General features: G+C 71.6%; 12 protein-coding genes. 9 read left to right on the top strand and 3 right to left on the bottom strand.

Features of this window, described 5'->3' with window-relative positions; genetic code table 11:
- Window positions 1-99 precede the first annotated feature (99 nt).
- From VIS07_15890 to VIS07_15865, 6 genes are read left to right on the top strand one after another with little or no spacing between them, the layout of a single operon-like run.
- A complete protein-coding gene (locus VIS07_15890; GenBank protein ID HEY8516991.1) occupies window positions 100-303 on the top strand; it encodes a hypothetical protein in 204 nt (67 codons plus the stop codon).
- Entirely contained in the window at window positions 300-1,250 is a 951-nt protein-coding gene (locus VIS07_15885) for a cobalamin-binding protein (GenBank protein HEY8516990.1), read from the top strand. The genes VIS07_15890 and VIS07_15885 overlap by 4 nt, the downstream gene beginning before the upstream one ends.
- Before the next feature lie 3 nt (window positions 1,251-1,253).
- Complete coding sequence (locus tag VIS07_15880) at window positions 1,254-1,796, top strand: MogA/MoaB family molybdenum cofactor biosynthesis protein (protein ID HEY8516989.1); 543 nt, start codon at window positions 1,254-1,256, stop codon at window positions 1,794-1,796.
- Entirely contained in the window at window positions 1,793-2,059 is a 267-nt protein-coding gene (locus tag VIS07_15875; protein HEY8516988.1) for a MoaD/ThiS family protein, read from the top strand. The genes VIS07_15880 and VIS07_15875 overlap by 4 nt, the downstream gene beginning before the upstream one ends.
- A gap of 8 nt (window positions 2,060-2,067) precedes the next feature.
- Complete coding sequence (locus VIS07_15870) at window positions 2,068-2,562, top strand: molybdenum cofactor biosynthesis protein MoaE (protein HEY8516987.1); 495 nt, start codon at window positions 2,068-2,070, stop codon at window positions 2,560-2,562.
- 2 nt (window positions 2,563-2,564) lie between these two features.
- The gene (locus tag VIS07_15865) at window positions 2,565-4,973 is read left to right on the top strand and encodes a Smr/MutS family protein (GenBank protein ID HEY8516986.1); all 2,409 of its coding nucleotides are present in this window, start codon (window positions 2,565-2,567) and stop codon (window positions 4,971-4,973) included.
- 91 nt (window positions 4,974-5,064) lie between these two features.
- On the opposite strand, the gene VIS07_15860 is transcribed toward VIS07_15865, so the two are convergent.
- Entirely contained in the window at window positions 5,065-7,035 is a 1,971-nt protein-coding gene (locus VIS07_15860) for a hypothetical protein (protein HEY8516985.1), read from the bottom strand.
- A gap of 195 nt (window positions 7,036-7,230) precedes the next feature.
- The gene (locus tag VIS07_15855; GenBank protein HEY8516984.1) at window positions 7,231-7,842 is read right to left on the bottom strand and encodes an RlmE family RNA methyltransferase; all 612 of its coding nucleotides are present in this window, start codon (window positions 7,840-7,842) and stop codon (window positions 7,231-7,233) included.
- A 79-nt stretch (window positions 7,843-7,921) separates the two neighbouring features.
- Between VIS07_15855 and VIS07_15850 the strand changes: the two genes are divergently transcribed.
- Window positions 7,922-10,168 (top strand): UvrD-helicase domain-containing protein, encoded by a 2,247-nt coding sequence (locus VIS07_15850; GenBank protein HEY8516983.1) that lies wholly within the window; start codon window positions 7,922-7,924, stop codon window positions 10,166-10,168.
- A gap of 27 nt (window positions 10,169-10,195) precedes the next feature.
- Here the strand turns inward: VIS07_15850 and VIS07_15845 are convergent, their stop codons facing one another.
- A complete protein-coding gene (locus tag VIS07_15845; GenBank protein ID HEY8516982.1) occupies window positions 10,196-10,525 on the bottom strand; it encodes a hypothetical protein in 330 nt (109 codons plus the stop codon).
- 65 nt (window positions 10,526-10,590) lie between these two features.
- On the opposite strand from VIS07_15845, the gene VIS07_15840 reads away from it, so the two are divergent.
- Window positions 10,591-11,493 (top strand): 2-oxo acid dehydrogenase subunit E2, encoded by a 903-nt coding sequence (locus tag VIS07_15840; protein ID HEY8516981.1) that lies wholly within the window; start codon window positions 10,591-10,593, stop codon window positions 11,491-11,493.
- A 175-nt stretch (window positions 11,494-11,668) separates the two neighbouring features.
- The gene (locus VIS07_15835; GenBank protein HEY8516980.1) at window positions 11,669-12,388 is read left to right on the top strand and encodes a CDP-alcohol phosphatidyltransferase family protein; all 720 of its coding nucleotides are present in this window, start codon (window positions 11,669-11,671) and stop codon (window positions 12,386-12,388) included.

Below are 12,388 nucleotides of genomic sequence, written 5' to 3'. Positions count from 1 at the left end.
CTTCCTATAACGACGCGCGAATGCGGCTCGCAACGCGCGTCGGCCCAAAGGCGGTCGTCTTGTCTGAGCCGTCAGGGCAGGGGTACAGATGAAGCTCCGATGACGCCGGGTAAGCAGTTCGAACAGCTCGAGGCGACGATGCTCCTCTGCCCGCAGTGCCGCGTCGCGCAGCCGGTGCGCAAGCGGCTCCTGCTCTGCCTGCCGCAGGGCGACAAGTACGAGTTCGTGTGCGTGCGCTGCGGCAGCTCGTGCGGCGACAAGATCGAGGAGCCTCCCCGGCAGGTGCGCTCGGTGCTGGTGTGAGCCCGCGCATCGTCTCCCTGCTGCCGAGCGCGACCGAGATCGTGTGCGCGCTCGGGCTGCGGGACCAGCTCGTCGGCGTGTCGCACGAGTGCGACTTTCCGCCGGACGTCGTCGGGCTGCCGGTGGTCACGGCGCCGAAGCTCGACGCGAGCCGCGACAGCGGGACGATCGACGCCGAGGTCCGCCGCCTGGTCGCCTCCGGGCTCGGCGTCTACACGATCGACGTCGAGCGGCTGGCGGAGCTCGCCCCCGACCTCATCGTGACGCAGGATCAGTGCGACGTCTGCGCGGTGTCGTACGGGGACGTCGTCGCCGCCACGCGCTCGGTGCTCGGCGGGCGCACCGAGATCGTGTCGCTGCGCCCGAGCCGGCTCGAGGACGTGTGGCGCGACGTCCAGACGGTCGCCGCGGCGGCCGGCGTCGAGGATCGCGGACGCGAGGTCGCGGCACGCCTGCGCAGTGCAATCGCCGAGCTGCAGGAGCGCACCGCCGGACTGCCCCGCCCTCGCCTCGCCTGCATCGAGTGGCTCGACCCGCTCATGGCGGCCGGCAACTGGCTCCCCGACCTCGCCGACGCGGCCGGCGCGTCCTACGCCCTCGCGCAGCCGGGCGCGCACAGCGCGCGCCTCGAATGGCAGTCGCTCGTCGACGCGCAGCCCGACGTGATCTGCGCCATGCCGTGCGGCTTCACGCTCGCGCGCACCATCACCGAGCTCGAGACGAAGCTCACCGAGGAGCGCTGGCGCAAGCTGCCGGCCGTGCGCGCGGGACGCGTGTATGCCGTCGACGGCAGCGCGTACTTCAACCGACCCGGACCGCGGCTCGTCGAGTCCGCGCACATCCTGGCGAGCATCTGCCATCCCGACGAGCTCGGCGACCTCATGCCGAGCGGCGCCGTCGTGCAGCTCGACGCCCGCGCGGGCGGCGACGAAACCCTTCCCCTCTGAGCCATGGCGCACGAGCACCACCACCGACACACGCCCAGCGAAGCCGGACCCGTCGAGCAGCACCGCGCCAAGGGACGCGCGACGCGCTGCATGGTGATCACCGTCAGCGACACGCGCGATCTGGCGAGCGACAAGAGCGGTCAGCGCGCCGTCGAGCTCTTGACGGAAGCGGGGCACGTCGTCAGCGAGCGCGAGATCGTCGCCGACGACCGCGCGAGCATCGTCGCGCTCGTGCGCGCCGGCATCGCGAACCGCGACATCGACGCCATCATCCTGACCGGCGGCACCGGCATCGGCCCGCGCGACGTCACGTACGAGGCCGTGCACGAGGTGCTCGAGAAGCCGCTCGACGGCTTCGGCGAGCTCTTCCGCAGCCTGTCCTACGCCGAGATCGGCGCCGCGGCGATGCTGTCGCGCGCGATCGGTGGCGTCGTCGGGCAGACCGCGGTGTTCGCGCTGCCCGGCTCGACGAAGGCCGTCGAGCTCGGGATCCGCAAGCTGATCGGTCCGGAGCTCGGCCACATCGTCGGTCTGCTCGCACCATGACCATCAAGATCAAAGTATTTGCTTCGCTGCGCGAGCGTCTCGGTCGCTCCGAGCTGGTGCGCGAGGTGGCGGAAGGCGCCACCGCGGGCGACGTGCTGGCGACCCTGCGCAGCGAGTACCCGGCGCTCACCGGCACGGGCCGGCTCGCGATCGCCGTCAATGCAGAATACGTCGACCCAGGTCACGCGCTTGCCGACGGCGACGAGCTCGCGCTGATCCCGCCGGTGAGCGGTGGTTGCCGGGTGTCCGCGCGCCCAGAATAATCAGCGAGATGCTGCGCCTCACCGCCGAGCCGATCGTCATCGACGAGCTGCTCGCCGCCGTCGCCGACCCCAAGGCCGGCGCGGTGGTGCTGTTCATCGGGATGACGCGCGACAACAACGAGGGCCGCCAGGTCGAGCGTCTCGAGTACGAGGCCTACGCCGGCATGGCCGAGCGCGAGCTCGAGAAGATCGCGGCGACGGCCCGCGAGCGTTGGCCGATCGCCAAGATCGCGGTCGTCCACCGCACCGGCGTCGTGCCGATCGGCATGGCGAGCGTCGCGATCGCGGTGTCCTCCGCGCACCGCGGCGACGCCTTCGCAGCCGCCCGCTACACGATCGACCGCCTGAAGGAGGTCGTGCCGATCTGGAAGAAGGAGTTCTTCGAGGGCGGCGCGGTGTGGATCGGCGACCAGGCGGGCCGCGACGGCGTCTGGCAGAACGCGGACGAGATGCAAGCGGGGCCTGCGCCCCAGCCGGGGAGCGGAGCGCCGCGCGTCGGTTGAGCGTGCGACCCGTCGATCTCGACAACCTCGAGTTCGCGCGGCTGCTCGAGGCAGTCGCGGCCTACGCCGCCTCGGAGTCCGGACGCGAGGCCTGCCTCGCGCTCCGGCCGGCGACCGAGCCGCACGTCGTCCGCGACGAGCTCGCGCGCGTCGAGCAGATGCGCGCGATCACCGACGAGGAGGCCGCACCGCTCGGCGCCTTCCCCGACATCCGACCACACCTCGCGGTCTCGGCGACGCCGGGCGCACGCCTCTCGGGACGCGAGCTCAAGGAGGTCGCGGCGACGCTGTCGACCGTGCGCCAGATGCGCGGCTTCATCCGCGCGCGCGCCGCCGGCCATCCGCTGCTGCTGCGGTACCTCGGCTCGCTGCACCCGCTGCCCGAGCTCGACAAGCTGCTCGCGAGCGCGCTCGACGAGGAAGGCGAGCTGCGCGACAACGCGAGCCCGACCCTGCGCGCGCTGCGCCGCGAGCTGCGGGAGCTGCGCGCCGACATCGAGCGGCGCTTGTCGCGTCTGCTGCGCCAGGGACAGGGCTCGAGCGCGATCGCCGAGGACTACGTCACGGTACGCAACGGACGCTTCGTCGTGCCGGTGCGCGCGCAGGCGGCGTCGGAGCTGCCGGGCATCGTGCAGGACCGCTCGGCATCGGGCGAGACGCTGTTCGTCGAGCCGCTGTTCGCGGTCGAGGCGAACAACCGCCTGCTGATCGCGGCGCGCGAGGAGGCGGAGGAAGAGGCGCGCATCCTCGCGGAGATCACCGCGGCCGTCGGCGCCGAACGCGAGGCGCTCGGTGAAGCCTTCGCGGCGCTGACCGAGCTCGACACGCTGCTCGCCCGCGTCGCGTTCGCGCGACGTCATCGCGCCGTGTGCCCCGCCGTCGGCGAGGAGTCGGTCCGGCTCGGGCAGGCGCGTCACCCCCTCCTCGAGCTCACCGGACGCGCCGTGACGCCGATCGACGTCGTCCTCGATGCCGACACGCGCTTGCTGGTGATCAGCGGTCCCAACACCGGCGGCAAGAGCGTCGCGCTGAAGACGCTCGGGCTCGCGGTGCTGATGGCGCAATCCGGGATCCCGATCCTCGCCGATCGCGACACGCAGCTGCCGGTGTTCGACGCGGTGTACACCGACATCGGCGACCCGCAGAACGTCGCCGGCGACCTGTCGACGTTCTCGGGCCACGTCCGCAACGTCGTCGACGTCCTGCGCGGCGCCGGCGAGCGCTCGCTGGTTTTGCTCGACGAGCCCGGCACGGGAACCGATCCCGAGGACGGCGCCGCGCTCGCGCGCGTCCTGCTCGACGAGCTGCTGCGGCGTCGCTGTCGGGTGCTCGCGACGACGCACTTCCAGAGCGTCAAGGCGTTCGCGCTCGCACGCCCCGGCGCCGAGGTGGCCGCGGTCGACTTCGACCCGGAGACCTTCGCGCCGCGCTACCGGCTGATCTACCGCAGCATCGCGCCGAGCCTCGGGCTGCAGATGGCGCGTCGCCTCGGCTTCCCCGAGCAGCTGCTCGACGCCGCCGAGCGCGAGCGCGAGCACCTCGGCGCCGACCTCGTCGCCGCGGCGAGCGCCCTCGAAGCCGAGCGTCGACGCTACGACGAGGAGGCAAGGGCGGCCGCGGCCGAGCGCGAGCGCCTCGCCGCCGCGCGCGCCGAGCAGGAGGCGCTGCTCGAGGAGCTGCGCGACAAGCGCCGCCGTCGCTGGGCGGACGAGCTCGAGGCGGCGCGCCGCTTCGCCGAAGAGCTCCGTCGCGAGGGACAGCGCATGCTCGACGAGGCGCGCCGCCGTCCGCAGGAGCTCGGCCGTCGGCTGCGCGAGCTCGGCAACGAGCAGCGCGCGCGCATCAGCGAGCAGGTGCGCGCGCTCGCGTCGGCGCCGAGCGCGGCGGAGGGGCAGGAGCCGGGCAGCGCCCCGCCGCGGGTCGGCGACGAGGTGCAGGTCGTCGGCAGCGGTCTGCGCGGTCGCGTCGAGTCGATCTCCGGCGAGCGCGCCCGCATCGTCCGCGGCGGGGTGCGCTTCGACGTGCCGCTCGCTCAGCTACGCCGCATTCCCGGGTCGGCTGGGTCGCCGGCCCGCGCGTCGTCCGGCTCCGGTGCGCGACGCGCGCCCGCGCCGACTCCGCAGGTGCAGGTCGAGGTCGAGCCCGACGAGCCGCGGTCGCAGCCGATCGCGATGCGCGAGATCAACCTGGTCGGCGAGCGCGTGCAGAGCGCACTGCACCAGCTCGAGTCCTTCCTCGACCAGGCGGTGCTCGAGGATCAGACCAGCGTGCGCATCATCCACGGCATGGGCACGGGCGCGCTGCGCGACGCGATCCGGGAGTACCTCGCGAGCTCGCCGTACGTCAGCCGCTTCGAGCAGGCGGACCGGCGCACGGGCGGCGGCGGCGCGACGATCGCCTTCCTGCGCTGAACGACGACGCAGGCTGATCGCCGACGCGAGCACCCTGAGGCGCGTCCGCGGCTTGACGAGACGCGTCCCGAGTGGGTCAGAGCGGCGCGGCTCAGCGCGCCGCGATCGCCTCGCCGATTTCGTCGACGGGCAGGCGGACGAGCGCCCGGCTGCGCAGCCCGCGGTTGTCGACCAGCGCGACGTCGAGAACGGTCGCCTCGGGCGGCAGGTCGCGCAGCGCGAACGACACCGAGCCGCGGCGATGGCCGAACGTGCCGAGGGCGACGTCGACCACCGTCGGCGCGACGCCGCGGCTCGCGTCGGTCCGGACCTCGAGCGCCGTCAGGTCGCCGTCGTAGTCCGCGTAGTCGAGCACCACCTCGGTGCGTCCGGTGGCGTCGACGTGCACGCTCGCGTCGAGCAGCCGCGGCCGACCCGTCAGCAGCGCGGGGTCGCTCGGCACCGGCAGACCGTCCGCGACGTACGGCAGCCAGGTCTGCATGCGCGCGCGGTGCCCGGTCGCGTTCGCGAAGAACGGACCGAAGCCACGGCGGATCCGCTCGAGCTTCGCGATCTGCGCCGGGTCGGGCTTCGTTCCGGCCGGGACGACCAGCACCATCGCCATGCGGAAGTGGCGGCGCGCGCGCGTCGAGTCGGGGTCGCGCACGCCGGCGCGCTCGATGACGTCCTCGACCGTGACCTCGCGGCGCGTGCCCTTGAAGGTCACGCCCTCCTCGGGGTGCGAGTTCGCGTCGAGCCAGGCGCCGCCGCGGCTGCGCTCGGGGACGAAGTCGTGCGCGTTCTCGACGACGAACGAGCCGCCGACGTCCTCCGGCGCCGCGAGCCCCATGAGGTAGAGGTCGAGCGGGCCGTAGGCGCGCATCGCGGCGATGCTGGTGAACGAGCCGTCCTCGTTCTCCTGCAGCTCGTTGCCGCCGAGGAAGGACGCGCCGCTCGCGAAGGTGTAGCTCCAGTGCCCGTCGTCGCCCGCGAGATCGGCGTCGATCGCACCCGCGTAGGCGAGCCAGCGATGCCCGACCTCGTGCGCGAGGACGGCGAGCGTCGACGGCGCGTACGCGTAGCTCGGCACGAGCGGTGGGCGCAGCGGGTCGTCGTCCCAGAAGGCGAGGTCGTTCATCACGACGACGTGCTCGAGCACGTCGCTGCCGAAGAGCGCGCTGTGGTCGAAGATCGGCATGCCGATGCCGCGCTCGGCGTTCTGCACGGTCGTGCTCCAGACCGGGGTCGGTCCGTCGACCGGCTGCGTGGTGAAGACGGTCAGGAACTGGAAGCGGTCGGGGATCCGCTCGTAGACGCGACGCGCGAGCGCGATCTCGTTGAGCGTCGGCAGGTCGCGGTACCAGGCGAGCGCTGCCTGGCGCGGCGCGACGAGCGGCGTGGCGGCGAAGTCGACGATGCGCACCGACTGGCGCTCGACGCCGGGCGAGACGCCGACCACGCCCCAGCGCGTCGCGAGCGCGCCGTAATCGATGGCGATGCCACCGTGCGGCGTCAGCGTGATGCGGAAGGTGTTGTCCCCGATCGCCGGACGCACCGACGGCACGCGGTACCAGGTCACGGTCAGCGCGTCGTCGCGCTGGGCGACGAAGACCCCGCTCTCGCCATCGGTGGCGGCCGTCTGCAGCTCGTTCCACAGCGCTGCGACCACGGGCGGCCCGCCGAGCAGCCCGGGCAGCAGACGGCCGCTGGCGGTCGCTTCGGGTGAGGTGGTCAGCGGCTCGCCGAAGCTGATCGCGCCCTGGGCGTGAACGAAGACCTCCGTGTGCAGCTCGCCGAAAAAGGCGAACGGCGTTTTGAGCGGTACGCGGGCAACCGCGGCAGACTCGGCGAAGTCGATGCGGACGCCGTCGTTGGCGATCGGACGCGCCGGGCTGAGCAGCGTCGCGTAACCACCGTTCGCGAGCGGCGCGAACGACAGCCGACGCCCTGCGAGCGGCAGCGGGTCGGGCGGCGTCAGGATCCGGCCGTCGTCCTCGACGACCAGGATGTGCGCCGGCTGGCCTGCTCGCCCCTGGGCGGCCGCGAGCCCCACGAAGGGCGGCAGCACGAGAAACGTCGCCACCAGAGCCAGCGAACGGCGCATTATCCGTGGAGACAGCCGCACTCGATCTTCCTCGACCCCCGGACCGACTACCTGGCTTGCGGTTCAACCGCCCGCGCGCGCCGAGGTAGCGCCCCTCACCTCACGAGAAGATCCGACCGAGCCGGTTCTGCAGATGTCGAGGCTGGGAGGCAAAACTCGCGTTCGCGGGGAAGGTTACGTCGCCGCCGCCGCTTCTTTCAAGCCACGTCCGCACGCGTAGAGCTCGGAGGATCCCTTGCGGGTCGTACCGAGCTTGCGGGTCTTTACCGTCGCGAACGCGGCGCGCAGGTCGGCGACGAGCCCCTGGTACTCGGCGTCCATGAACAGCTTCACGAGCAAGGCGCCGCCGGGCGCGAGCCAGGCGCGGGCGAGCTCGATCGCCCGCCGCACGAGATCCGCGTGCCGGGCGGCGTCCGTCGTGGCGATCCCGCTGAGCTTGGGGGCGAGGTCGGAGAGCACGAGGTCGGCGGGGCCGCCGAGGGCGTCGCGCACGCGCTCGACGATCGCGTCGTCGTAGACGTCGCCGACCAGCGCGACGACGTTCGGCCGCGGCACCGCGTCGGTCTCGGCGACGTCGACGCCGACCACGCGACCGCTCGCGCCGACGCGGTCGGCGCAGATCTGCAGCCAGCCGCCGGGCCAGCAGCCGAGGTCGACGACGCGCATGCCCGGCCTGAAGAGCTTGAAGGCCGCGTCGAGCTCGTCGAGCTTGTACGCGGCGCGCGAGCGCAGCCCTTCGCGCTTCGCGCGTCGGTAGACGGCGTCCTTTCGCTCGTACGCGGGCACGGTCGAGGTTAGCGCGCGCGTGCGGCGGCGCGCCACTTCCCTTTCGATCGCGGTCCGCTAGGTTCAACGCCTCGCCGCGATGGACCTCACGACCCTCAATCCGCAGCAACGCGAAGCCGTCCTGCACGAAGGCGGACCGTTGCTCGTGCTGGCCGGCGCCGGCAGCGGCAAGACGCGCGTCCTCACGCATCGGGTCGCGTACTTGATCGCCGAGCGCGGGGTCGCGCCGGAGCAGATTCTCGCCGTCACCTTCACCAACAAGGCCGCGCGCGAGATGCGCGAGCGTCTCGAGAAGCTCGTCGGCGACGACGTTCGTGGCTTGACGGTCGGCACCTTTCACGCCGTCTGCGCGCGCTGGCTGCGTCGCGAGGCGCCGAAGCTCGGGCTGCCCTCGGGCTTCGCGATCTACGACGAGGCGGATCAGCTCGCGCTCTGTCGCCGGGCGCTCGCCGAGGCGGAGATCAGCGAGCACGTGCTGACGCCGGCCGCGCTGCGCAGCTACATCGAGCGACGGCGCAACGCGGGCGAGCCGCTCGACCGTCAAGACGGGTTCGAGGGACCGCAGCGGACCGAGGCGCTGCTGCGCGCCGCGATGCGCTACGAGGCGCTCCTCGCACGCGCGGGCGCGCTCGACTTCGGCTCGCTGATCACGGCGATGGTGCGTCTCCTCACCGAGAACGAGGCGGCACGCAAGGCGTACCGCGCGCGCTACCAGCACGTGCTGGTCGACGAGTACCAGGACATCAATCCGGCGCAGTACCTGCTGATCCGCCACATCGCCCGCGCGCGCAACCTGGCCGTGGTCGGCGACGACGACCAGTCGATCTACGGCTTCCGCGGCGCGACGGTGCGCGCGATCCTCGACTTCGAGCGCGACTACCCGGATGCGCACGTCGTCCGGCTCGAGCAGAACTACCGCTCGACGGGCAACATCCTCGCCGCCGCGAGCGCGGTCATCCGGCGCAACTCCGACCGCCACGGCAAGACGCTGTGGACCGACAACGGGCCCGGTGAGAAGGTGGTCGTCGCGACGTTGCCGGACGATCGCGCCGAGGCGCGCTGGGTCGCCGCCGACATCGAGCGCGCGCTCGCCTCGGGACGCGATCCTGCGGACATCGCGGTGTTCTACCGCACCAACGCGCAGTCGCGGGTCGTCGAGGAGGAGCTGCTGCTGCGCGGGCTGCGCTACATCCTGATCGGCGGCACGCGCTTCTACGATCGCAAGGAGGTCAAGGACGTCCTCGCGTACCTGCGCTTGCTCGTGAACCCGGCCGACGACGTGAGCCTCGCGCGCGTGATCAACGTGCCGACGCGCGGCATCGGCGCTGCGACCCTCGCGGTGCTCGTCGACACCGCGCAGCGACGCGGCGTCTCGCTCGCCCATGTGCTTGACGGGCTCGCCAACGACGAGCAGGTGCCGCTCGCGACCGCGAGCCGCGGACGGGTCGTCGAGTTCTGGGCGATGATCGGGCGGCTGCGCGCCGCGCTCGACGACCTGTCGATGGCGGAGGTCATCGACATGGTGCTGCACGAGACCGGCCTTCTCGCCCGGCTGCGCAACGAGGGCACGCAGGAGGCGCAGGCGCGCGCGGACAACCTCGAGGAGATGGTCGCCGCGGCGCGCGAGCTCGACGCGATGGAGAACGCACCGCGCGGTGCAACCGCGGTCGAGGCGTTCCTCGAGCGCGCCGCGCTGGTATCCGACCTCGACGAGGCCGACGGACGCCGCGGCGCGCTCAGCCTCATGACGCTGCACAACTCGAAGGGGCTCGAGTTCCCGCTCGTCTACCTGATCGGCATGGAGGAGGGCGTCTTCCCGCACTCGCGCGCGCTCGACGAGGGCGGCCTCGAGGAGGAGCGACGCCTCTGCTACGTCGGCATGACGCGCGCCCGCGAGCAGCTCGTCCTCACGCGGGCGCGGCACCGCGTGCTGTTCGGCTCGAGCCAGCAGAATCCGCCGTCGCGCTTCCTGCGCGAGATCCCGGCCGAGCTGGTGCGCGTCGTGGGGACCCCGATCGAGGAGCGGCGCGAGCACGAGCAGACGTGGTTCGAGCCGAGCGAAGATTGGACGGCGTCACCTCGCCGCGTCCCCGGCCGCAGCGTCAAGCTCAACAGCGAGCCGGAGATCGACTACAGCGTCAGTCAGGAGCCCGACGCGGGGGCGACGTTGCGCATCGGGACGCGGGTGCGACACCCGCAGTTCGGGGAGGGAGTGGTTCGTCGCAGCGAGGGCACGGGGATGGGCGTCAAGCTCACCGTGCAGTTCGAGCGGGCGGGGATCAAGAAGCTGATCGCGCGCTACGCGCCGCTCGAGGTGGTGTCTTGACGAGCGTAGTCGGCTCGTCGCGTGCGCTCAGGGCGAACCTTCCTGCTGCATCACCGTGTACGGGCTCTCGAACGTCACGCCCGTCGACAGACCCTCTTCGTAGGTCTCGTAGTCGAAGCCACCCTGCGGCGTGTAGGAGAAGATGGGAGCGGTGTCGTCCTGGGAGACGAGGCGGAAGAGGGGGCGCGTCACCAGCCATTCCGCGAGAAACCCGGCGGGAGCGACCAGGTACGCGAGGACGCGCAGCGGATGTGCTTGACCGTCGTCGTACTGGCCCTGAGCACGGGCCGGCGCGGCGACACACGCCAGGAGAGCAAGCGCGGTCCCCGTCGCGATCAGTCGTCGACGAAGTTTCATAGATCCCCCTTGATAGGATACATCGCATATCAGGGCCCGGAGCTTAAGGCCAACAGGAGCGTGACGTGAGTTCGCTACACAAGCCGAAGAACGCTGCGGCGACCGAGCAGGACGACGCGGCGTCGCCGCAGGCCGCCGTCCCACAGCGCCGGAAGCCCCCGTACTCGCGGGTGACGTCTCCGAGCAGTTGGCGTCGGCTCGCGCTGGTGACGTGGAGCCCGCCGGACAACCCGACGGTCTACGGCACCATCGAGATCGACATGACGGAGTCCCTGGCGCTGATCCAGCGCATGCGCGAGACCGAGGGGATCCACGTCACGGTCACGCACCTCGTGACGAAGGCGCTGGCCCTCGGGCTGCGGGACTACCCCGACGGCAACGGGTTGATCATCGGCAAGCGGCTCTACAAGCGCGACGAGGTCGACATCTTCTGCCAGGTCTCGAGCGAGGACGGCCGCGACCTCTCCGGCGTCAAGCTGTGCAGCGTCGACCGCATGTCGCTGCGGGACATCGCGCAGCAGCTCAACGCGCGCGTGGCGCAGGTGCGGGCGCGCAAGGACCGCGAGGTCGAGAAGACCAAGGCGTCGCTGTCGCGCATCCCGGACTGGCTGCTCGGCCCGGCGATGCGGACGATCGGCTATTTGACCTACGACCTGGGTCTCGACCTGAGCCGCTTCGGCGTCGCCTACGACCAGTTCGGCAGCGCGATGGTGACGAGCATCGGCCTGATCGACGCGGGGCTCGGCATGGCGCTGGCACCGCTCGTGCCGTTCAGCCGCGTGCCGATCGTCGTGCTGGTCAACAACATCCAGCGGCGGCCCGCGGTGGTGGGCGATCAGATCATGATCCGACCGATCCTGACGCTCGGCTGCACGTTCGACCACCGGTTCATCGACGGCGTCACGGCCGCGCGCATCGCGGCGTCGTTGCGGCGGGCGCTGACGCATCCGTACGAGCGGCTGGCTTGATCGATCGCGCCGGCGCCGCCGCGGCGTCGGTCCGGATTCTCCCGCCCGGCATCCGGGGTGGGTCTCGCGGTCGAAGAGGTTCGACGTTCGACGTCGAACCTCGCACCGCGAGCCTGCTGCACCCGGCGGGGCGGGGCGTCCACGTCGCCGTGCCGAGCGGACCGCGGCTCACCCTATGACGACGTACGAATCGACGAACTCCCCGAGCCTCCTGCGCCTCGCCGCGTGCTGGGCGGTGCACTTCTACACCGCCTCGGGCGCCCTGACCGCGTTCGCGTCGCTGCACGCGATCTTCCACGACGATCTACGCGCGGCGTTTCTCTGGCTCTACGTCGCGGTGGTGATCGACTCGACCGACGGCATGCTCGCCCGTCTCGCGGGCGTCAAGCGCTACCTGCCCTACTTCGACGGCGCGAAGCTCGACGACATCGTCGACTACCTGACCTTCGTCGTCGTTCCGATCGTCCTCATGGTGCAGATCGGAACTCTGGCCTCGACGCTGGGGCTGTTCGCCGCGTGCGCGGCGTTGCTCGCGTCGGCCTACCGCTTCTGCCACGCCGACGCGAAGACGCCCGACCACTACTTCACGGGCTTTCCGTCGTACTGGAACATCGTCGCGCTCTACCTGTGGGTGTTCGACGCGCCGCCGGAGGTGTCGGCGTGGATCGTCGTCGTGCTCGCCGTGCTGGTGTTCGTGCCGCTGCGCTTCATCTACCCGTCGCGGATGACGGTGCTGCGCAAGCCGACGATCGTGCTCGGCGTGGTGTGGGCCGTGATGGTGGCGGTGGTGCTGCTTCGCGTGCCGACGCGCTCGGCCTGGCTCGCCGCGCTGTCGATGTTCTACCCGGCCTACTACACGCTGCTGTCGTTCTACCTGCAGTGGCGCGGGCGCTGA

The sequence above is a fragment of the Candidatus Binatia bacterium genome (assembly GCA_036563615.1).
GTDB lineage: Bacteria > Desulfobacterota > Binatia > UBA12015 > UBA12015 > DATCMB01.
The sequence above is the reverse complement of the archived record's forward strand: the minus strand, read 5'-3'. Positions and strand labels throughout refer to the sequence as shown.